The sequence below is a fragment of the Arthrobacter sp. GmRoot5-12 genome (genome assembly GCF_059739365.1).
Window position 1 is genome coordinate 4,274,309 of record NZ_AP046056.1, and the last position, 21,322, is coordinate 4,295,630.

16 protein-coding genes are annotated in these 21,322 nt (G+C 63.3%); 11 read left to right on the plus strand and 5 right to left on the minus strand.

Annotated elements, in window-relative coordinates:
• Positions 1 to 309: 309 nt before the first annotated feature.
• A complete protein-coding gene (locus AC6JAM_RS19830) occupies positions 310 to 2,451 on the minus strand; it encodes an amylo-alpha-1,6-glucosidase (protein ID WP_018771051.1) in 2,142 nt (713 codons plus the stop codon).
• A gap of 62 nt (positions 2,452 to 2,513) precedes the next feature.
• The gene (locus AC6JAM_RS19835; RefSeq protein ID WP_261377330.1) at positions 2,514 to 2,648 is read right to left on the minus strand and encodes a hypothetical protein; all 135 of its coding nucleotides are present in this window, start codon (positions 2,646 to 2,648) and stop codon (positions 2,514 to 2,516) included.
• Positions 2,649 to 2,808: 160 nt separating this feature from the next.
• Between AC6JAM_RS19835 and AC6JAM_RS19840 the strand changes: the two genes are divergently transcribed.
• Entirely contained in the window at positions 2,809 to 3,024 is a 216-nt protein-coding gene (locus AC6JAM_RS19840; RefSeq protein WP_018771053.1) for a death domain-containing protein, read from the plus strand.
• A gap of 226 nt (positions 3,025 to 3,250) precedes the next feature.
• On the opposite strand, the gene AC6JAM_RS19845 is transcribed toward AC6JAM_RS19840, so the two are convergent.
• Entirely contained in the window at positions 3,251 to 4,765 is a 1,515-nt protein-coding gene (locus AC6JAM_RS19845) for an MGDG synthase family glycosyltransferase (protein ID WP_018771054.1), read from the minus strand.
• 526 nt (positions 4,766 to 5,291) lie between these two features.
• On the opposite strand from AC6JAM_RS19845, the gene AC6JAM_RS19850 reads away from it, so the two are divergent.
• Positions 5,292 to 5,726 carry an SOS response-associated peptidase gene (locus AC6JAM_RS19850; RefSeq protein ID WP_223994984.1) on the plus strand — a complete coding sequence of 145 codons (435 nt, stop codon included), beginning with the start codon at positions 5,292 to 5,294 and terminating at the stop codon, positions 5,724 to 5,726.
• Between the two features lie 289 nt (positions 5,727 to 6,015).
• Here the strand turns inward: AC6JAM_RS19850 and AC6JAM_RS19855 are convergent, their stop codons facing one another.
• Both AC6JAM_RS19855 and AC6JAM_RS19860 read right to left on the minus strand, forming a co-directional pair.
• Positions 6,016 to 7,356 (minus strand): DUF2254 domain-containing protein, encoded by a 1,341-nt coding sequence (locus AC6JAM_RS19855; RefSeq protein ID WP_478221808.1) that lies wholly within the window; start codon positions 7,354 to 7,356, stop codon positions 6,016 to 6,018.
• Between the two features lie 876 nt (positions 7,357 to 8,232).
• Positions 8,233 to 8,802 (minus strand): TetR/AcrR family transcriptional regulator, encoded by a 570-nt coding sequence (locus tag AC6JAM_RS19860; protein ID WP_056390089.1) that lies wholly within the window; start codon positions 8,800 to 8,802, stop codon positions 8,233 to 8,235.
• Positions 8,803 to 8,920: 118 nt separating this feature from the next.
• Here AC6JAM_RS19860 and AC6JAM_RS19865 point away from each other — a divergent pair, with 118 nt between their 5' ends.
• The 9 genes from AC6JAM_RS19865 (at position 8,921) to AC6JAM_RS19905 (ending at position 21,225) form a co-directional block, all read left to right on the plus strand.
• On the plus strand, positions 8,921 to 10,129 hold the full coding sequence (locus AC6JAM_RS19865) for an MFS transporter (RefSeq protein ID WP_497935636.1): 1,209 nt from the start codon (positions 8,921 to 8,923) through the stop codon (positions 10,127 to 10,129).
• 927 nt (positions 10,130 to 11,056) lie between these two features.
• A complete protein-coding gene (locus AC6JAM_RS19870; RefSeq protein ID WP_268003076.1) occupies positions 11,057 to 12,100 on the plus strand; it encodes a LacI family DNA-binding transcriptional regulator in 1,044 nt (347 codons plus the stop codon).
• Positions 12,097 to 13,077: an ABC transporter permease gene (locus AC6JAM_RS19875; RefSeq protein ID WP_268003075.1), complete on the plus strand. Its 981-nt coding sequence runs from the start codon at positions 12,097 to 12,099 to the stop codon at positions 13,075 to 13,077. Before AC6JAM_RS19870 ends, AC6JAM_RS19875 begins: the two co-directional genes overlap by 4 nt.
• Positions 13,078 to 13,084: 7 nt before the next feature.
• Positions 13,085 to 14,065 carry a carbohydrate ABC transporter permease gene (locus AC6JAM_RS19880; protein ID WP_268003074.1) on the plus strand — a complete coding sequence of 327 codons (981 nt, stop codon included), beginning with the start codon at positions 13,085 to 13,087 and terminating at the stop codon, positions 14,063 to 14,065.
• 81 nt (positions 14,066 to 14,146) lie between these two features.
• Positions 14,147 to 15,757: an ABC transporter substrate-binding protein gene (locus tag AC6JAM_RS19885; RefSeq protein WP_478221810.1), complete on the plus strand. Its 1,611-nt coding sequence runs from the start codon at positions 14,147 to 14,149 to the stop codon at positions 15,755 to 15,757.
• Between the two features lie 93 nt (positions 15,758 to 15,850).
• Positions 15,851 to 17,344 carry a glycoside hydrolase family 32 protein gene (locus AC6JAM_RS19890; RefSeq protein WP_268003071.1) on the plus strand — a complete coding sequence of 498 codons (1,494 nt, stop codon included), beginning with the start codon at positions 15,851 to 15,853 and terminating at the stop codon, positions 17,342 to 17,344.
• Between the two features lie 3 nt (positions 17,345 to 17,347).
• Positions 17,348 to 18,283, plus strand: coding sequence for a carbohydrate kinase family protein (locus AC6JAM_RS19895; RefSeq protein WP_268003070.1), 936 nt, complete (start codon positions 17,348 to 17,350; stop codon positions 18,281 to 18,283).
• A gap of 435 nt (positions 18,284 to 18,718) precedes the next feature.
• On the plus strand, positions 18,719 to 20,227 hold the full coding sequence (locus AC6JAM_RS19900; protein WP_268003069.1) for a glycoside hydrolase family 32 protein: 1,509 nt from the start codon (positions 18,719 to 18,721) through the stop codon (positions 20,225 to 20,227).
• Positions 20,227 to 21,225 (plus strand): aldo/keto reductase family protein, encoded by a 999-nt coding sequence (locus AC6JAM_RS19905; RefSeq protein WP_497935640.1) that lies wholly within the window; start codon positions 20,227 to 20,229, stop codon positions 21,223 to 21,225. Before AC6JAM_RS19900 ends, AC6JAM_RS19905 begins: the two co-directional genes overlap by 1 nt.
• Positions 21,226 to 21,322: the final 97 nt, after the last annotated feature.

Below are 21,322 nucleotides of genomic sequence, written 5' to 3' on the forward strand. Positions count from 1 at the left end.
TCGGCGCCTCACTGGGAACAAGCCCAAAACCAGCACTGGTATTCCCTCTAAGCCAGAATGAGGTGGGCGTCACTGACGGACGTCAAGGTCCCGCTTGTTGGGGGCAGGACCTTGAATGGGGACAGGGCCGGCGGCCGTGGCAGCTTTGAGACAGGATGCTGCCCTCTAACCGCCGCCGGCCCAGCCTTTCCCGGGCATCTGCGTGGGAGGGCTCCTGCGCCGATGATACCTGCGTGCCAAGAATCATTTGGGGCCCGGGCCTCGGCTGGAGCTGACACCGGAGCTTGAAAGACGACGCCGGCTGGACGCTTAGCTTTTGGCGTCGAGTCCGGCCTGCGAAATGAGCTCGCTCAGCCACGGCCGGTGTTCGCGGTGGAAAGTGATGCCCTCCGGCAGGCCCTGCACCGATGGGCCCGAGGGGGTGATGTCAATGGTGATCCGGCCCCCGGCAAGGGGCGCATTGGTAATGTGCAGATCCCCGTAGGATGCCGGCAGAGCAGGGTCCATCCAGAAGCCGCCCCGCGACACGTGGGCGTCGTACCGCATCAGGCTGGTGATCAGCATGATGGGTGTGGTGGCCGCCCACGCCTGGGGTGAGCAGGCCGTGGGGTACGGCACCGGTTCGGCCACCTGTTCCCGGCTGAATCCGCAGAACAGTTCCGGGAGCCGCCCGTCGGAGTAGTCCGCCGCTTCAAGCAGGGCCGTGGCGATCCGTTGCGCCTCCTCCACGAAGCCGTAGCGCATGAGGCCCGCCGCGATAATGGCATTGTCGTGGGGCCAAACAGACCCGTTGTGGTAGCTTGCCGGATTGTAGGCGCCCATGTTTGTGGCAAGGGTCCGCACGCCCCATCCACTGAACATTTCAGGCGACATCAGCCGCTCGGCCACCATCGGCACCTTGTCATCATCAATGATGCCGTGCCACAGGCACTGGCCCATGTTTGAGGCGCAGGCATCCACCGGGCGTTTCCTGCCGTCCAGCGCTACCGCGAAGTAGCCGCGTTCCGGCAGCCAAAACGCCTCGTTGAACCTCTTCTTCAGCGCCGCCGCCTCATCGGTGAGCTGCGCGGCCAAACCCGCGTCGCCGGCGTCGTACGCCATCCACGCCCGTGCCTGCAGCGCGGAGTACACCAGCGCCTGCACCTCGCAAAGGGCTATCGGCGGCTCGGCAAGGGTGCCGTCAGCGAAGTTGATACCGTCCCACGAGTCCTTCCACCCCTGGTTTAGCAGGCCGTGGTCATTGAGGCGGCAGTACTCGACGAAGCCGTCGCCGTCCTTATCGCCGTAGTTCCGAACCCAGTCCAGAGCGCGGTCCGCGTTGGGCAGCAGTGCCGCAATGGTTTCCTTCGCGAAACCCCACCGGCTGACGGAGGCCAAAGTCATCACGAACTGCGGAGTGGCGTCCACGCTGCCGTAATAGACCGACTTTCCGCCCAGAGCCAGCCCGGAAGATACCCCAAGCCGTACCTCGTGGAGGATCTTCCCGGGTTCCTCCTCACTCACCGGGTCCACCACGTTGCCCTGGCGGTCAGCCAGGGTCTGCAGGGTGCCAAGAGCCAGTGACGGATCCACAGGCAGGGCCATTTCTGAAGCCCACAGCGAGTCACGCCCAAAAAGGGTCATGAACCATGGCGCTCCTGCGGCCACCACAATCCGCTCCGGATACGCAGGGTCCTCGATCCGAAGTGCGCCGAGGTCGTCGTAGCTGCGCCGCAGCGTCCGTTCGATGGACCGGTTGGTCATCTGCAGCCTGGGTATCTTCGCGACCCATTCCTGGTGCCGCCGATCACTCTGTGAGGTGCCGTGCCGGACAGGGCGTGAAACGTCCTTTTGCCCGGCCGGTGCAACGCTTAGCCGCGTTGTCCAGTGGCCGTAAGCGGGCACCACCGCCTGGTACGTTAGTGCGCCGGCGGTGGCCACGGCCCCGCGTCCCCGCACCAGGACAGCCTTCCGCAGGTCCTGCCATGCCGCGCTGATAATCAGGGAATCACCGTCGGCTCCACGGACGACCTCCCAGCGCCGCTGGACCCTCGCCTCCTTCACCTCGAACAGGTCCGCGAAATCCGAATCGACGCCAACGGAGACGCTGCACTCCACAGGGTTTCCGGAGTAGTTGCGAATGGTGATTTCCTCTATCACGCCGTCAGCGACTTCCCGCAGGCGCTCCACGATCAGAGGGCTGTCCGCGTATCCGTCCCCGCGCGGAACGCGGCCGATGAACAGTGCCCGGTAGGGTTCTTTCGTTTCCGCGGCCAGCGGCTCAAGCGACTGGCCGTTCACTGTCATGCTCCACTCGGACAGGATCCGGGTGTCCTCGTGGAATACACCGTGGGGAAGTTCCGAATGGATGTCGCCGTTGGCGGCGGAGATGCAGAAACATGAGCCTTCCACCAGCGTTACGGTTCCCGCCCCCACCGGCCCCGCCGCTGTGTCCGCATTCCATCCAGCCATGTCCGCTCCTCTGACGGCTACGACCGTTCCCGGCGGAATAGACGATACGCCGCCGCCAGGGCTCATGAAAGGGCCATCGGCAGGAGTGGCAGGGCGTCATCCCGCACATCCTCGACAACGGACTGGAGCGACGTCGACCGCATGAAGACCTGGATGGAACTCCCCCGGACGGCATCGCCGGCGGGACGCGAGTTCATGGGGACGAGCCCCAGCCGTTTCAGACTGGTCCGGGTGAGGCTGGGGCATGTGGCTGTCCCGTGAGTATTGGAGGACTGCTGACTTCACACCCGTCTGCAGGACCTTGTGAATTGTCAATAAATGTTGACGCTGGCGATTTCCGTCAACTAATGTTGACGCATGGAGGTGGACCGGATGAAGACATTGGTTGCATCAATGGACGGCAAGGGCCCCGCTGACGCGTTGCGCGCGGTCGCTGAGCTGCAGAAGGAGGTTGGGCGCACCGAAGCGTCCCTGGTCAGGAAGGCCCGGCAGGCCGGCCTTTCTTGGGAAGCCATTGCCCTGTGCCTGGGCGTAAGCAAACAAGCCGTCCACCGCAAGTACGGGAAGCGCTAAGCGCTGCTCCTCAGTCTTTCTACCGGCTCGTCCCCGCCGGATGGAAGCAAACTTTGGCAGGACAGACAGGTGCCCCATCTCCCGCGCCGAAGAAAGTAGCCGTCCGAGGAAGTTTCCCACCACAATCAGCAAAGTCTTGTTGTGCCCGCTCCCCCGGCCCTTGCACCGGTGCTGGCCATCCCGAACCAACCCGACACAGCCGGAAACGAAGCCGGCTGTTCGCTGTTCAGCTTTTTGATTCGGGGTCGACTGCCTGGCTCTTTGCCGCTGCTGGCGACCGGGAGGGGCGGATGCGAGGCGGTGGCGAGGGCCCTTCGACACGGACGTGCAGCTCGTTGTCCCCGCGCAGAATGGCGCGGAGCAGCCGCCGCTCCTCCCATCTGAGCGACCTGAGCGCGTGACCGCGCCGCAGTAGCAGACCCCCGTTCGGGGTGGCGTACCACTTCTGCAGATCTCCCAGCTCCTCGGCTCGCAGCAGCGCGACCGTGCTGCCCGCCGCCGAATCGATCATGCTGACAAGCGACGAAGGTCCCGTCAGATCGGTCGAAACGACTCGCCGCTCGCTCTCGGCGAGGATTGTCTTTTGCGCTGCGCGTGTCACGACGAGGGGACGGGACGGGCCGTCCAACAGCCCGGTCAGCACGTCCGCCGCAGCGTCAGGGCGGCCCGTTCTCCGCGCCGCCGCCTGCATCCGCTGCAGGCGGCCCGGCTCCCGCAGCAGCTCGTCGATCTTCCAACCGATCGTCGCGGGAGTGTTGCAACGGACCGCCGCCCCCTGCTCCATCAGGTAATCCCCGTTGCGAACCTCCTGCCCCGGAATGGGATTCACAAGCACCATGGGCAGCCCTGCAGCCATGCACTCCGCCGCCGCCAGACCGCCCGGCTTGCCCACAAACAGGTCGGCGCGGCGCAGCAACTCGGGCATCTCCGCCGTGAAGCCGAGAACGCGGTAGCGGTCGCCAGCGGGCGCCACTAGCTGTTCGATACGCTGCCGCAGGGCATCGTTGCGTCCGCACAGAACCGTGGCCGTGAAGGATGAGCGCATGTGCAGCGTCTGCCGCACGACCGAGACGGCATAGTCTCCGCCAGTCGCGCCCGCCGAGATCAGCAGCATCGGGGGCTCGTTTACATCGCGCACAGGCGCTACATCCAGCTGGCTGGCGATCGGGATGCCCGTGGCCGCGACGCGGTCGGGGGGCAAACCCAGCGCTATCAGCTCCACCCTGCCCTCTTCCCTGGCCAGGAAGAGCGCATGGAACGCCCCCGTAAGCCATAGGCCCTGGAAGTCGTAGTCGGTCATGACGACGGCGGTCCGCGCGTCAATCACGCCGCGAAGGAGCAGCGACGCCAGCAGTTGGGCTGGCAGGAAGTGCGTGCACAGGATTGCGGTCGGCCGGAATCGCTTGATCGCACCGATCACCGGAAGAGCGTTTACCCGTGTCCAGGGATCAACTGGGACCCGGCGCCGGAACGGACGGTCGTTGATGTCGTAGCCCCACTCGACCAGCCAGGGCAAGTCCTTGACCAGGACGAAGTAACCCTTGCCCAGCAGTGAGCGGTAGAGCACGCTGCTCACCTGCAGCACGTCGAGCACCTGCACCTCAGCAATGTCGGCGCGCGCGGCACACGCCTGCCGCAGCGCCGCCGCGGCGCTGTTGTGCCCCGCTCCTACCCCTGCTGACAGGATAAGTACGCGCTCGCTCCCAGCGGCGTCGGGGCCTCGTGCCGAGGTTGTGCGCATGAAACGAGTCTAACCGGCCCGGCCCTATCACCACCGCCTGACCCAAGTAGTACTCGATCGGCATGGGATTGGTTCTCCTGTTGACGGCCCTGCAATCCTGGGCACCCTCAGGCTTTCCGGCAGGAGTAGTGTTGGAAGCACCGTCCATGACCTAGCCCTCTCACGTCTGCCACAACTTGAGCGATTGCTTTCTGCTTTCTGAACGTGTCTGTGAATCTCAAAAAGTCGTTATTTCTGGTGCTGAACCTATAGGCGAAGTGAGGTGCCCTCCACTAAGCGAAACAGCTACCTGACCTGTTCAACGCGTGACATATCCGAATATCAGTTAGGCCCTGGACAGAACCGCTGGGGCCTAACTGCTCCAATCAGGACTCACTCGCACCGAACGGCAGGTACGCCCGCAGCAGGCGGAACGATTCGGTCATGAACGGCCAGGGAGAGCCCGTATGCACTTCTGAAAGGTGGCACAAATATTGTTGGTTCGCTTCGACGCCTACTGACCACAGCCTTCAGGCACAATGGCGTCATGTGCGGCAGATACGTGATATCCAAGGCCACCGGCGACCTTCTGAGCTACTTTGATGCCAAAGAGGTAGAAGGTGACCCGCCTCCTCCGAGCTGGAATGTGGCGCCGACACAGAGCGTGCATATCGTGGCTGAGCGCCTGGACGAGGGCTCCATCGAGCGGCATCTGCTCGTGGCCCACTGGGGTCTGGTCCCCTCTTGGGCGAAAGACATCAAGATCGGCAAAAAGCTGATCAATGCCCGCAGTGAACTGGAGAAGCCGTCTTTCCGCAAAGCGGCGGTCAAACGAAGGGCAATCCTGCCAGCTGACGGATACTTTGAGTGGCAGAGCACCTGCTGGGCTCTGCCGGAGCCAACCCTGACACCCCGAGTTGTCAGCACGAGGGTAAACAGCGTCCGTAACAACGGACCTGAGCATATCGAGCCGGCCGAGTGATCGAGGCGTAGAGCACCACGATGCCGTTCCCGCATGCCCCGATGTGGCTTATGGCTGGCAGGCTTCGCGTCCCATGTAATTGTTTTGCATGGCGAAATTGGCCGGCATTGAAAGGTCAAGGATGCCTTCAAGGAGTAACAGTTCTATACGGGAAGGGCGCGCGCTCAGCGAACGGGGCGCGCCTTCTTCGTGCCCTCTGACCTTCCTGCGTTGAACTTGAAATAGCGTGGCACCAGGCCACTGGCTGCCTCCGCTCTCCGGCCGTCCCTGCGGCGGGAGGAGGATGGAGTTAAGAGGTGCCCGGAGGGCCGTCCGCCATGTCGAAGAGGTCAAGGACCGCTGCGCCCTCCTCCAGCAGGGGGTCGCGATCGGCTGGCTGCGCCACGAGCCGGGTTACGTCGCTCATAAGGGTCTGCACATACTGCCGAACGACGGCGCGGTGCGCGGCGTCTCCGAACCAGGCGAGATCACGGCACACCCGCAGCAACGCCCTGACGACGCGGGGTTCGTTCGATCCGTAACGCCGAACCTGTCCGAGGGCCAGATCGACGAGATAGGCGAAGTCGCGGGCCGGGATGTGGAGCCTGACCGTACCTTGGGCGTCTGTCACTGCTCGCGGGCCGTGCTGCCTGAGTGTAAGCGCGGCGAGGATCGTGCCCAGATGGTCGACCGCCTGGTTCGCCGTGTATGGGTCATTAATAGCTGGCGAGAGCGCCTTCGACGCGACGTCCGCGAGCTGTCGGATCCCGAACGCGACGTCCTGCTCCAGGGTCCGTTCGTAGCCGATGCGTACACTCTGCGCTAGTGCACGCCGAAGCGGGGCGGAAGCCTCGGGCACATACGGTCTCCCGCTGCCGTCAGCGACGTCCCATACCCAGGCGATGGGTGCTCCGGCAACCACGTGCCGGCCCACCATGGGCACCATCAGTGCCTTCAGGCCCCGCTCCGCGAGTGCACCGACGAATGGCCCGACATGGAAAGCCTGGACGTATCCCGATGCCGGTGCCGGCAGGGCGGTGGCACCCTGCGGCACGTCCGGCATGGGGATCCCAGGGTCGCCGGGGACGTATGACTGCTCGATCACCTTCAGCGTCGCCGTCTCGACGCCCTTCATGACTTGGTCCACCTGGATCGAATGCGATAGATGGTGGACGAAGAACACGAGCATCACCATGCTCACGAACAGCAGCATCAGCGCGCCGCTAACGGCGAGTCGGGGGTACTCCTCGATGCGTTGGCCGCCTGCGATGCCCACCGTGTAGAGCCCCGCCGTGCTGTACGCGAAGGTCGCGACGAAGGCGCTCAGGGTCAGCTGGTTGGGGATGTCGCGGAGGAAATTCCGCAGGAGCCGAGGGCTGAACTGCGTCGACGCGAGCTGCAGGGCCACCACGGTAAGTCCCAGGACGAGGGCGATGACCGTGACCATCGTGCTGGCGATGCTCACGAGCAGGTTCCGGGCGTCATCGGATGTCCCCTGGAAGAGGAGGACTGCAAGAGGCGACGTCTTGTCGATCTGCACAGCGGAAAGGCTCGCCCCCGCGATGAGCGCGAGCACGACGGCGCATGTCGGCATCGCCCACAGTGCGCTCGCCAGATACTCCCGAAGAGCCACACGCTTCACATGTGCCACTCTCTGCCGACGGTCCTCGGTCGTCAAGGGGCGCTGTGCTGAGTCCGGTCCACCGGAGGTCACTGGTCTTCGCAGGACGGAAGCCCATGGCATCCATGCCCTTGCTGGTCTCCTCAATACCGCCGCCGCCGAACCACCCGAGTTGTTTCTGCCACCCGTGTGCGACGAGTACACCGCGTCCGCTCCGCCCAGCTGCGTGGTGGGGTTGCAAGGCCCTGCGGGCGAATCCGACAGCGCTGGGGCGACGGTGAGGGGCCGGGTCTGCTGCTGATGCTGCTAGGCGCCCTCGGCTGCGATCCACGCCTGAACCTTGTCTAGATGCTCCCGCTCCTCACCGGTAACTGTCGCCTCGTCGATGTGAAGCGGGGCAGCGACCGCCAAGAGATGGATACCTGTGACGGCGCCACGATACGCCTGCCCGAGCCGCGAGGTGATTCCGGCGCCGAGATCACCACCATGCGCCGCGTACTGCTGGAGGCCGAGATGACGGTCATCAGGTGGTGCCAGAGTTTATGCGTTTGCTCGTCCAAAGTCGGTCGCTGGGGGGAGAAGCAAAGCCCAGGAAGGGCCGGAACTACCACCGTAACGGCGCGGTCCGGGTCGCCACCGAAGCGCGACGGCGTGGCCAGGCGCTGTGCCACTTCAACGAGCTCGAGGACACTGATTGGCCACCCATTGGTAAGAATGCTTACTCAATTCGGACGGGAGGGAAAATAGATTGTCTTCAGTGAAACTAGCCTGGGCGACATCATCCCGGGTCCGGGTCGGCATCTCCCCCAGAGATGGACGAGAAACAAGTCCGTGCCACCCCGACGGTGTTGGTGTGCATGGGTTCGCGAAACAAAGCTGTCAGTGTCCGCTGCGCCGGCCCGACGGTTAACCCCGGGGTGAGGTGTCGAGGACCAGGCGGGCGAGTTCCTTGGCGATCCGGACGGCGTCCGGGTGCTTGTCGAGTTGCGAGTTCGCGACCGCTCCGTCGTAGAGCAGGCAGATGCGGGCGGCGACATCGGCGGGGTCCCTAAAGCCTGCTTCTTCCGCCAACGCCAGGAGGGTGCCGGCGAGCCAGTCGCGGAAGGCACGCAAGGCCTTGGCTTCGACGCTGTCCGGGAGTGCCTCGGCATTGGCGTTGGCGAATGCGCAGCCCCTGTAGCCCGGGGCGAGAACTGCCTCCTCCAAGGCATCAAAGACGGCCAGCAGCTTATCAATCGGGTCCTCAAGGCCCAACTGATGGCGAGCGATCCGGTCGCGCCGCCGGTGGTCCCGGCCGGCAAGATAAGCGGCAACAACGTCGTCCTTGCCCGTGAAGTTGTAGAACAGCGATCCCTTTGCAACCCCGGCCTCTTCAATGAGCCGGTCAATACCGACGGTATGGACTCCCTCGGAATAGAACAGCTTGTCAGCCGCATCCAAGAGGCGTTGTCGTGCCGAAACCCGTGCAGAGGCCATACATCCACCATATCAGACAGATCGGTCTAAACAGCGCTTGACAGCTTTGTACAGATCTGTCTAACTGGAAGTGTTAGACCAATCTGTCTAAGGAGTTTCCACCCTGTTCCCCAAGAAAATGTCCGCGCGTCTCGCCTTCCCCGGGCTCGCCGCAGTATTCGCAGCGTTCTTTTTCGCTGCCGGTGCACCGACCCCACTCCTCTCGCTGCGCCAGCAGGAGTGGCACTTTTCAACTGGCACCCTTGGCATCGCTTTTTCCGCGTACGCCATAGGCCTGTTGGCGGCGCTGCTCGGGGCTGGTTCGCTGTCCGATCACGTGGGCCGTCGTCCCGTCATGCTCGCTGCTCTTGCTGCTGAACTCGCTGCGATGATTGGATTCGTACTCGCTCCAAGCATCACGTGGGTCATCGGTGCCCGCATCCTTCAAGGCATCGCCACGGGCCTGGCGACCAGCGCCTTCAGTGCTGCCATTACGGAGCAGGCACCTGCCCGATTCAAGAAGTTCGCCGGGGGCCTGGCTGCGGGTTCCGTTGCCGGCGGCCTGGGTGTCGGGGCGCTCGTGACCGGCGCTGCCGTTCAATTCACTTCCGACGCCAACACCGTGATATTTAGTGCCCTTACGGCAATCATGGCGCTGGGCCTTGTGTTCGTGGGCTTCACGTCCGAAACAACTCCGAAGTGGCCCGGCGCACTACGCTCCCTCATCCCCCGCATTGGCGTGCCCGCAGCGCTCCGCAGCGAGTTCGCTGCCGGCGTCCCGGTGCACGTCGCGGGCTGGATGTTCCCGGCCTTCTTCCTTGGACTCTCACCTGCGATCCTCCGCCTCCATTTCGCCCTGGACGGCGGACTGGTCGCAGGGTTCACCGCATTTCTAGGTCCTTTCGCCGCTGCCGTCTCAAGTTTCACCTTCAACCGGCACCCCGCCAGGCAGGCCACCATCATCGGTACGTCCCTCACGCTGATCGGGGTCATCGTGGTCCTCATCGGCGTGAATCAAACCTGGCTCGCCGCCGTCTGGATCGGTGCCGTACTCGGCGGGACCGGCTTCGGTGCCTCATTCGGGGGGCAGGTCCGCCTGATCGCCCCGCACATCCAGCCGCACCAGCGTGCCGGCGTCTTCTCCGGCATCTACACGGTCGCGTACTTGGCCTTCGGTCTTCCTGTCATCATCGCCGGGCAGCTTGTACCCATCCTCGGACCGGTACCGACCTTCCAGTGGTACGCAGCGGCCATCGTGGCCTTCGCCGTCCCGGCGGTCGTCATCCAACTGGTCCGCCAACGGCGCGATACCGCAAGCGCCCTCACCCCGGCAGCCCCCGCCGCCTGAAAAAGCAACCCCCAAGAACAATCACCACACAACAGGAGCATCAGTGAACCCGACACATCCAAGCAGCACAACGGCCATCCAAGCCCCGCCCGTGGCGTGCCGGGTTGAAGCGGTGGTCATCCCCTCGCCGACTTCTCCCGGGCCAAGGGCTTCTACGCGGGGCTGGGCTGGAGAATCGATGCAGACCTCGACGACGGCAATGGGTACCGCCTGATGCAACTGACCCCCGGGTCAGACGCCCTGTCCTCTTCGGCACCCAGGTCACCTCCGCCCAACCCGGCAGTCTCGACGGACTGCTCCTGGTGGTCGATGACACCGACGCCCGCCCGCACTGCCCTGATGGAGTACGGCGATGGACCGGGCGAGGTCTTCCAAGTCGCCAAACGGTAGCCTCGGCGGTGGTTTCCACATCAGCCTCGGCGGTGGTTTCCACATCAGCCTCGGCGGTGGTTTCCACATCGCAGACGAAGGACGGGCCCCAGGACAGATCCCGGCGGCCGATCGCATGCCTCCTACGCATCATTCCATGATTCGGAAGGCAACCGCTGGATCCTGCAGGAGATCACCACAAGAATCCCGGACGCATCAGCGCCACCGGTACCACGGACACAGCGGATCCCGCCGAACTACTCAAGGAGACCGCGGAGTGGAACATCTCCCTCCGGAGCCGCACTGGCGGATCACGAGCCGACCCCATGGAGGCGGCTTTCCTCTTTAGCGTGCAGGAACCTACCTTGTCCTCGCCGAACACGGCATCACCCGCCAGGACGACTCTTCATCGGCAAACCAACGCAAGCAACAGCGAATTCGTCTACCAGGCATCCACCGCAATCCCTTGACGGCTCAATATGGCGCAGGTTACAGTTTTACAGCAATCCAGTTATACGAATAACTGATACGAATAACGACCGGCCCAAGGAGGTGCCCATGGCACGACCCCGCTCACACTCAGGCCCAACCATGCACGACGTGGCGGCGGAAGCGGGTGTCTCGCAGGCAACTGTCTCCCTGGTCCTGAATTCGGCTTCCGGCTCACGCTTTTCGGACGACACACGAAAACGGGTGCAGGATGCCGTCCAGAAGCTCGGCTACCGCACTAACGCCCATGCCAAAACCTTGCGTGACGGCGTGTCTGGAATCATCGGATTCCTCGGGGATGCCGTGGCCACCGCTCCGTTCGCCGGAAAGATCATCGAAGGCGCACAGGAACGGGCATGGGAAGACGGCCTGCTCCTGCTTACCATGAACACCGGCGGAAACAAGGCCCTCGAGGCAGCGTCGCTGGACTCCATGCTCAGCTACAAGGTGGCTGGGGTGGTGTATGCGGGCATGTACCACCGCCGCCTGGACGTGCCTGAGGCGCTGATGGACGTCCCTTCCGTGGTGCTGAACTCCCAGGACCGAAGGGGCCGCCTGCACAGCGTGGCTCCCGACGAGGAATTGGGGGGCCTCACGGCTACCCGGCATCTGCTGGACGCCGGCCACACCCGGGTGGCGATGATCAACATCGAAACCCTGGAAAGCGAACTCCCCGCCGCCGTCGGACGCTTTCGAGGCTACACCCAGGCCATGAACGAAGCGGGGCATGGCGTTCAGCCGGAGCTGGTGCGCTTCGGCAGGGGCAACGAAGAGGATGGCTTCACCCACGCCATCGAGCTGCTTACGGCTGCGGAGCCGCCCACCGCCATCTTCTGCGCCAACGACCGTACCGCCTGGGGCGCCTACCAGGCCGCCCAGGAACTGCACCTTTCGATTCCGCGTGACCTATCCATCATCGGCTTCGACAACCAGGAAACCCTCGCCCCGCACCTGCGGCCCGGCCTCACCACCCTTGAGCTGCCGTTCGTGGAGATGGGACGCCGCGCCGTGGACCTCATCCTGCAAGGCGCCGAACCCGACGGCCAGGTGGAATTCATCACCTGCCCCCTGATCGAAAGAAACTCAGTGACTCATCCCAAGGAGAAGCCATGAGCCGCATCCTGGCTCGATCCACACCGGCAGCGCCGCCGGCTCCACCGGCTGGACCAACGCGCCGCACTCCCCTGCCACTGCGGCTGAAGAAAATCGCCCGGTCTTGGCAGTTATACGTATTACTAACCCCGGCCCTCATCTATATCGCGGTCTTCAAGTACTGGCCGATGTACGGAGTGCAGATCGCCTTCCGCAACTACAACCCGGTTGACGGCTTCACAGGAAGTCCGTGGGTGGGGCTCCAGCACTTCATCAGGTTCGTCAACTCATACCAGTTCGGCCAGGTTGTGGGGAATACCCTCTGGATCGCGGTCCTCGGCCTGGTGGTGGCCTTCCCCATCCCGATTGTCCTGGCCCTGCTGGTCAACCAGCTGCAGAGCGAACGGTTCAAGAAGTTCACGCAGACCGTGCTGTACTCGCCGGCGTTCATCTCCACGGTGGTGGTGGTGGGAATGATGTTCGTGCTGCTGTCTCCACGGTCGGGCCTGGTCAACAACGCCATCCAGCTGGCCGGCGGCGAGCCCATCTTCTTCATGGGTTCGGCCGAGTGGTTCCGGCCGATCTATGTGATCTCGGATGTCTGGCAGAACGCCGGATTCTCCATGATCGTCTACCTTGCTGCGCTCTCCGGCATCGACCCTGCGCTGCATGACGCAGCCAAGGTTGACGGCGCCTCCAAACTGCAGCGTATCCGGCACATCGACCTCCCGGGCATCATGCCCGTGGTCACGGTCCTGTTCATCCTGGCCATCGGCAATTTGCTCAACGTCGGTTTTGAGAAGGCCCTGCTGATGCAGACCAACCTGAACCTCCCGGCGTCGGAAATCATCCAGACCTACGTCTACCACGCAGGCCTGCAGCAGGCGCAGTTCAGCTACTCGGCCGCCATCGGCCTGTTCAATTCCGTCCTCAACCTCGTGCTGCTGCTGACCTTCAACTGGGTAGCACGCCGGGCCAACCAAGCAACCCTCTGGTGATGCCGCTATGACCCTCCATACCGAACCCCTGTCCACTCCGGCCCCTGCCAAACGAACCAGGCCTGGAACGAATGGGCCAGCCTCCGGGCGGCCCGTCCCTTTCCGCGAAAAGTGGGCGGACAAAGCCTTCAACATCACGGCCATCACCATCCTGACCCTGTCCATCATCGCGGTGGTCTATCCGCTGTACTTCATCGTCATCGCCTCCGTCAGCGACCCGAATGCCGTCTATGAAGGCAAAGTGTGGCTGGTCCCCTCCGGCGTGACGCTGGAAGGCTACCAGCGCATACTCGCCGACAGCCGGATCTGGAACGGCCTCGGCAACACCCTGGTGTACACCGTGCTGGGGACTGCCATCAGCGTGAGCACCATCCTGTGCGGCGCCTACGCCCTGTCCCGGAAAGACATGCCGGGCCGGAAGATCCTGATGCTGCTCTTTGTGGTCACCATGTTCTTCGACGGCGGCCTCATCACCAAATACCTGGTGGTCCGCGACCTGGGCATGCTGGACACGGTCTGGGCCGTTGTCCTGCCGGGCGCAGTGGGCGTATGGAACCTCATCATCGCCCGCTCGTTCTTCGAACACACCATCCCCGGTGAACTGCGCGAAGCCGCCCAAATGGACGGCGCCAACGACTTCACCTTCTTTTTCAGGATGGTCCTGCCACTGTCCAAGCCGCTCATCATGCTGATGATCATGGTCCACGTGGTGGCCCACTGGAACTCGTTCTTCGACGCCCTGATCTTCCTCAACGATGACACCAAGTACCCCCTGCAACTGGTCCTGCGGAACATCCTGATCCAGTCGGACGTCTCCTCCACCGGCACCACCGGCGCGGACATCCAGTCCTACGCTGCCGCCCAGCGGATCGCCGAACTGACCAAATACGCCATGATCGTGGTCTCCAGCCTCCCGCTGATGATCGCCCTGCCGTTCATGCAGAAGCACTTCACCAAGGGCACCATGATCGGTGCCGTCAAAAGCTGACACCCCGCAAAACCAATTCTCGACGCCGTTGCCCCGCACCGCCGTCGTACTCCTCCCCTCCACCCAAGCAAAGGAAAACCCATGGCAACCAGCCGTAAACTCGCCGTCGCCGGCGCCCTGATGGCAGGAACGATGCTGTTCACCGCCTGCTCAGGCAACTCCAAGGGCACTGCGGAGATCAAGGATTCCTCCGCGGACTTCGGCTTCCAACAGTCAGGACTGCCGATCGTCAAGGACACCCTGACACTCAAGTTCTCCGGAACTAAAACAGCACTTGCCCCCGACTACAACACCATGTCCCTGGTGCAGCAATGGGAAAAGGACACCAACGTCCACATCGAATGGCAGAACCTTCCCGAAACCGTGTTCAAGGAAAAGAAGAACCTCATCCTTGCCAGCGGCGACCTTCCTGACGCCTTCTTCAACAGCGGCCTGACCGACGCCGAAATCGCCACCTACTCGGCCAGCGGCACCCTCATCCCGCTGGAAGGACTGATCGAGACGAATGCCCCCAACCTCTCAAAGCTGCTCGCGGACAGGCCCGACATCAAGGCAGCCATCACCTCCTCCGACGGGCACATCTACTCCCTCCCCTCCATCGAGGAGCTCGGCCTGGTCCAGTTCCCCAACGAAATGGCCATCAACACCGCCTGGCTGGACAAGCTGGGCATCCCGATGCCCAAAACCGTCAACGAACTCCACGACGCCCTGCTGGCCTTCAAGAACCGCGACGCATCCGGCACCGGCAAGACGATCCCACTGAGCTTCATGCCTGGCTCATGGTGCGGGGACATCGTGGACCTGATCGCCGCACTCGGCGGCGTTCCGGACAACATGGACCACAGGATCGTCCAGGACGGCAAGGTTAGCTACACCGCCACCCAGGACGGTTACAAGAAGGCCCTCCAGACCCTGCACCAGTGGTACCAGGAAGGACTGATCGATCCGGAGTCCTTCTCCCAGGACGACAAGGCCTACCTGGCCAAGGGCAAAGCCGGAACGGAAAACCTCGGGTCATTCGTCTGGTGGGAGATCAAGGAAATGGTCGGTGCCGATCGCGCCTCCGACTACAAGCTGCTGCCGGTCCTGGAAGGAGTGGACGGCAAGCGGCGGGCCAGCCAGTCCAACAACCAGGAGATCGCGCGCGGCGCCTTCGCCGTGACGCGGGCGGACAAGTATCCCGCCGCGACCATCCGCTGGGCGGACCACCTCTACGAACCCATCCAGTCCGCCCAGGCCAACTGGGGACCCATCGGCGAAACCCTGCAAAAGGACCCCGCCACCGGGCTGCTCACCCAGATCCCGGCACCGGCGGGCACCAGCGAAGGCGAACGCCGGCAAAAGGTCGCCCCGGGCGGTCCCAAAGCCAACACCGCTGAAAACTTCAAGAACGTCGTAGCGCCCGAACCCCGCGCCGCCGAGCGTCAGAAGACGGTCCAGGAGAACTACAAGCCCTTCGCCGCCAACGACGGGTACCCGCCGGTCCCGCTGTCCAATGAGGAAATCCAGCAGATCAGCACCATCGAGTCCGACGCCGCCACCATCGTCAAGCAGTCAACGGCCAAATGGATCGTGTCCGGCGGCATTGAGAACGAATGGGACGGCTACGTCTCACAGCTTAAGAACATCGGAGTGGACAAGATGGTCGAGGTCTACCAGCAGGCCTACGACCGGTACAAGAGCAACTCCTAAGCCCCCGGCTTTCCCTCCCGGTGCCGGGCGCGGACTCCGCGCCCGGCACCCCAGCCTGCGCCGCCCCGGCCGGCGGCATCACGAAAGAGACCCATGAACACTGTCACGTCCACCCTTGAGACCTTCCGCCCGGCCATGCACTATACGGCCAGGGACACCTGGCTCAACGACCCAAACGGCCTGGTCTTCCACGAAGGCACCTACCACCTCTACTACCAGAACAACCCGTTCGGGAACGTCCACAGCAACATGTCCTGGGGACACGCAACATCCACAGACCTGGTGAACTGGGAAGAGCAGTCGGTGGCCATCCCATGCGATGACACTGAAGAGATCTTCTCCGGGAGCATCGTGGTGGACCACGGGAACACCTCCGGTTTCGGCAACGACGGCACGGCCCCGCTGGTAGCCATCTACACCAGCGCCTACAAGCCGGCCTCAGCCCACCCCGGCATCCAGGCACAGTCCCTCGCCTGGAGTACAGACGGCGGCTACTCATGGACCAAATACGCCGGCAACCCCGTACTCACGCGTGACTCCCCCGAGTTCCGTGACCCCAAGGTCTTCCGCTATGAAGGCCCCGCAGGCAGCTACTGGGTGATGGCCGCCGTCGAAGCCCACGACTACGCTGTCCTCCTCTACCGTTCCGACAACCTGAAGACCTGGGAGTACCTCAGCACCTTCGGGCCCGCGAACGGCACAGGAGGCATCTGGGAATGCCCGGATCTCTTCGAACTTCCCCTGGACGGCGACGCCGGGAACACCCGATGGGTCCTGACCGTGAACATGAACCCCGGCGGCCCCAACTGCGGGTCCGCAGGGCAGTACTTTGTGGGAGAGTTCGACGGCGTCACGTTCAGCTCCGAGACAACCCTCACCGAGGGGATGCAGGACCCTGAGCGCGTACCCGACTACCAGTGGCTGGACTGGGGCCGGGACTACTACGCAGCAGTCTCCTTCAGCAACGTCCCGGACGGCCGGCGGCTGATGATCGGCTGGATGAACAACTGGCAGTACGCCAACCACATCCCCACCTCGCCCTGGCGCAGCCCCATGAGCCTCGTCCGCGACGTCACCCTCACCTTCGTCAACGGACAGCCGCGGCTGGTCCAGCAACCCGCCGCCGAATACACCGCCAATTCGGTTCCCGTTCCCGCTCAGCAGCTGCAACTGGACGGGACGGTTGCGGTCGACGGCGGCACGGCCGTCCAGCAGATACAGGTCACCTTCACTCCGGGAACAGCGGAAGAATACGGCGTTGCGGTCAGGGGCGGCGAGGATGGTGGCGCTACCAGGATTGGCATCCGTCCGGTATCCGGCGAACTCCTTGTGGACCGCACCAACTCCGGCGACACTGGATTCCACGACGCCTTCCCCTCCGTCAGCACCGCACCAATCCAGCCGGGTCCCAATGGGACCTACTCCCTGCAGATCTTCATCGACCACTGCTCCGTTGAGATCTTTGCGCAGGACGGGCTCGTGACGCTGACCGAACTGATCTTCCCTGACCCCTCCGCGACCTCGCTGGCGCTCTACTCGACCGGCGGAACAGCCGCCGCTTCCCTGCAGCTGACGCCGCTCGCCTGAAACATGAACACCTGCACCAAACAACCGCACGGCCCTGACGTCCTTGTGGTCGGCGAGGCCCTGATAGACGTCGTCAACTCACCGGAAGGAGTCTCCGAACACCCGGGCGGCTCACCGGCAAACGTGGCCTACGGGCTGGGTCGCCTGGGGATCCAAACCAGCTTCCACACGTCGATTGGCCAAGATCCCCGGGGGCGCGCGATCGCCGCCCACCTGAACAGCGCCGGCGTCGAACTCTTGCCCGGTGCACACCGCGACAGCCCGACGGCCACCGCAACCGCCACTTTGTCCACCGATGGGTCCGCGTCCTACCACTTCGACATCAGCTGGGACCCTTCAAGGATCGCTCGGCACTTCCTGCCGCAAATCCTGCACGCGGGATCCCTCGCTTCCTTCCTGGCGCCCGGAGCATCGGTGGTGAGGGAACTCATTGCACAGGCTCACCGGCGGTGTCTTATCACCTACGACCCAAACATCAGGCCGGCTCTGCTGGGCTCCGTATGGGAGGCACGGTCGACGTTCGAGGATCTGGCGGCGTTTGCACAGGTCATCAAACTCAGCAATGAGGACGCCGCCTGGCTTTACCCAGAATTGACGGCAGAGGAGGCTGGCAAGCGAATCCTCCGCCTCGGGCCCGGGATGGTGGTCACCACACTGGGTGCAGACGGATCACTCCTGATGACTCCTCACGGCAGTGTGCACGTACCGGCATTCCCCTCACCGGTCGTCGACACCATCGGAGCAGGGGACTCATACATGGCCGCCCTCATTTACGGGCTCCTCGCGCGCGGAACACACGGACTGACGCCCCAGGCCCAGGAAAGACTCGGCCGAACTGCTGCCGCCGCAGCTGCAATCACGGTCAGCCGAAAAGGCGCAGCTCCGCCTACCGCCGGCGAACTGTCGGCATGGCTGCAGCAGGCCAGCATCCCCAGCTAATCTGCGCGCGGCGTGTGGGCCGGGAAATCGTCCCCGCCAGCATCATCCTCGCCCTCAGCCCCGTCATTGAACGAAACCCTCCATGTAGTGGGCGACGGCGGACGAGTTAAAAAACCTTTGACACCAACCAACTAACGCGGGTAACTTAGATCACGCAACAAGGTAACGCGAGTTACTACCGATAAGCGCAAACCACTAGCAGCCAACGTCCAGTTCAACGAAGACTTCTGGAGTATCCAATGGCGGACACCGCCTCCCAAAGCCGGGCACGGAACTACTCAGGCATTGCTTCGCCAGGCGCTCACCCCACGCGATGAACCTGAGAGCACCCCGACTCCTGCAATTGCAGCCAGTTGATTTCGCAGTGGTCCCTTTACGCCAACACACGCCCGCTCCACAGGTCCGAGGACCTCAGCCGGCCATGAAAAGAGAAGAATGAACAGCGTTACCACCACCGTTGAGACCTACAGGCCGGCAATGCACTTCGCCGCCAAAGACACGTGGCTCAACGATCCGAACGGGCTTGTCTTCCACGAGGGCACCTACCACCTGTACTACCAGAACAACCCCTTCGGAAACGTCCACGCCAACATGTCCTGGGGCCATGCGACTTCTACTGACCTGGTCAGCTGGACGGAGCAACCGGTAGCGATTCCCTGCGATGACGTCGAGGAAATCTACTCCGGCAGCATTGTGGTGGACGCCGAAAACACCAGCGGATTCGGCGCGGACGGTAAGGCTCCCCTAGTGGCCATCTACACCAGCGCGTACAAGCCGGGCTCCCTCCACGAGGGCACGCAGGCGCAGTCCCTCGCGTGGAGCACGGACGGCGGATACTCATGGACCAAATACGCCGGCAACCCGGTCCTGACCCGAAACTCGCCGGAATTCCGGGACCCCAAAGTCTTCCGCTACGACGGCCCTTCGGGCAGCTATTGGGTCATGGTGGCGGTGGAAGCCCATGATTTCACCGTCCTGCTCTACCGCTCACAGGACCTCAAGATCTGGGAATATCTCAGCACCTTCGGCCCGGCCAACGCCACCGGCGGGATCTGGGAATGCCCGGACCTCTTTGAGCTGCCCCTGGACGGTGACTCCTCAGCCATGAAATGGGTCCTGACCGTGAACATGAACCCCGGCGGCCCCAACTGCGGGTCCGCAGGGCAGTACTTTGTGGGAGAGTTCGACGGCGTCACGTTCAGCTCCGAGACAACCCTCACCGAGGGGATGCAGGACCCTGAGCGCGTACCCGACTACCAGTGGCTGGACTGGGGCCGGGACTACTACGCCGCGGTCTCGTTCAGCAACGTCCCGGATGGCCGGCGGCTGATGATCGGCTGGATGAACAACTGGCAGTATGCCAACCACATCCCCACCTCGCCCTGGCGCAGCCCCATGAGCCTGGTCCGGGACGTGTCCCTCGTTTCCGTGAACGGGCAACCCCGGCTCCTGCAGCACCCCGTACCGGAAGTGAGGGCAACTTCGACACCCGGTCCCGAGCAGCGGCTGGCACTGAACGGCCCCGCAACTGTTGAGGGCGGCACAGCAGTACAGCTTATTGACATCACCTTTTCCCCTGGGGACGCCGAGGAATTCGGCGTCGTGGTCAGAGGGCCAGCGGACGGCACGGTCGGGACACGGATCGGGATCCACCGCGGCAGCGGCGACCTGATCGTGGACCGCACCCACTCCGGCGACACCGACTTCCACGAAGCCTTCCCCTCTACCAGCCGCGCCCCCATTGCCGCAGCCAAGGACGGCAACTACACCCTGCAGATCTTTGTCGACCACTGCTCCGTGGAGGTCTTCGCGAACGATGGGCTCGTCTCGGTGACCGAACTGATCTTCCCGGATCCAGCCCAAACTTCCCTCACTCTCTACTCCACCGGCGGCACAGCCGACGCAGTGCTCCAACTCACCAACTTCGAAAAGGCTGATGCCTAATGGAATACCGCAAACTGGGAACCTCCGGCCTGTACATCAGTGAAATCGCCTACGGAAACTGGGTCACCCACGGCGAGCAGATCGACCAGGCCGCTGCGACGGAATGCGTCAAACAGGCACTGGAGTTGGGCATCACCACCTTCGACACTGCCGATGCCTATGCTGGAACCCGGGCGGAGGAAGCTTTGGGTGTGGCGCTCAAGGGAACACGCCGTGAGAGCGTGGAGATCTTTACCAAGGCCTACTTCCCCACCGGGGACGGCCGGAACGACCGCGGCCTGTCCCGCAAACACGTCATGGAGTCCATTAACTCCTCGCTGCGCCGGCTCCAGACTGACTACGTCGACCTGTACCAGGCGCACAGGTACGACTACGAGACTCCGCTGGAAGAGACCATGCATGCTTTTGCCGATATTGTCCGGGCGGGGAAAGCACACTATATAGGGGTGTCAGAGTGGACGACGGACGAGATACGAGCCGGTGTTGCCCTTGCCAAGGACCTTGGGGTCCAGCTCATCTCCAACCAGCCGCAGTATTCCATGCTGTGGCGCGTCATCGAGCAGGAGATCGTTCCCCTGAGCGAAGAACTGGGCATTGGCCAGATCTGCTGGTCCCCGCTCGCCCAGGGAGTCCTCACCGGCAAGTACACCCCCGGCGCGGCGCCCCCACACGGCTCCCGCTTCCGAGGCGACAACGGCGAGCTGAAGAATGACCACCGCTTTCTCAACGAGGACATCCTCACCCGCGTCCAGAAACTGAAGCCCCTGGCCGAAGAGACCGGACTGTCCATGGCAGCCTTCGCGGTCGCATGGGTACTGCAAAACCCCAACGTCTCGGCAGCCATCGTGGGAGCATCCCGGCCCGAGCAGCTCGTTGACAATGTCCGGGCCGCAGGAGTCAAACTCAACCAGGAAATGCTCCTGAGGATCGATGACATCCTCGGCCCCGTCATTGAAAGAAACCCAGGGAAGGTCGAGTCCTTCAAGAACCGCCCCTGACAGCAACGGCTGAAGAAACGTCTTGACACCGTTTAGTAACGCGGGTAACTTAGATCACAGCCCGAAAGTAACGCGAGTTACTATACATCGAGTCACC

Coding starts and splice junctions, on each gene's coding strand:
- AC6JAM_RS19890 (WP_268003071.1), top strand. CDS start 15,851: ATGAACACTGTCACGTCCACCCTTGAGACCTTCCGCCCGGCCATGCAC.
- AC6JAM_RS19830 (WP_018771051.1), bottom strand. CDS start 2,451: ATGGCTGGATGGAATGCGGACACAGCGGCGGGGCCGGTGGGGGCGGGA.
- AC6JAM_RS19845 (WP_018771054.1), bottom strand. CDS start 4,765: ATGCGCACAACCTCGGCACGAGGCCCCGACGCCGCTGGGAGCGAGCGC.
- AC6JAM_RS19840 (WP_018771053.1), top strand. CDS start 2,809: ATGGAGGTGGACCGGATGAAGACATTGGTTGCATCAATGGACGGCAAG.
- AC6JAM_RS19895 (WP_268003070.1), top strand. CDS start 17,348: ATGAACACCTGCACCAAACAACCGCACGGCCCTGACGTCCTTGTGGTC.
- AC6JAM_RS19860 (WP_056390089.1), bottom strand. CDS start 8,802: ATGGCCTCTGCACGGGTTTCGGCACGACAACGCCTCTTGGATGCGGCT.
- AC6JAM_RS19865 (WP_497935636.1), top strand. CDS start 8,921: ATGTCCGCGCGTCTCGCCTTCCCCGGGCTCGCCGCAGTATTCGCAGCG.
- AC6JAM_RS19870 (WP_268003076.1), top strand. CDS start 11,057: ATGGCACGACCCCGCTCACACTCAGGCCCAACCATGCACGACGTGGCG.
- AC6JAM_RS19880 (WP_268003074.1), top strand. CDS start 13,085: ATGACCCTCCATACCGAACCCCTGTCCACTCCGGCCCCTGCCAAACGA.
- AC6JAM_RS19885 (WP_478221810.1), top strand. CDS start 14,147: ATGGCAACCAGCCGTAAACTCGCCGTCGCCGGCGCCCTGATGGCAGGA.
- AC6JAM_RS19850 (WP_223994984.1), top strand. CDS start 5,292: ATGTGCGGCAGATACGTGATATCCAAGGCCACCGGCGACCTTCTGAGC.
- AC6JAM_RS19900 (WP_268003069.1), top strand. CDS start 18,719: ATGAACAGCGTTACCACCACCGTTGAGACCTACAGGCCGGCAATGCAC.
- AC6JAM_RS19905 (WP_497935640.1), top strand. CDS start 20,227: ATGGAATACCGCAAACTGGGAACCTCCGGCCTGTACATCAGTGAAATC.
- AC6JAM_RS19835 (WP_261377330.1), bottom strand. CDS start 2,648: ATGAACTCGCGTCCCGCCGGCGATGCCGTCCGGGGGAGTTCCATCCAG.
- AC6JAM_RS19875 (WP_268003075.1), top strand. CDS start 12,097: ATGAGCCGCATCCTGGCTCGATCCACACCGGCAGCGCCGCCGGCTCCA.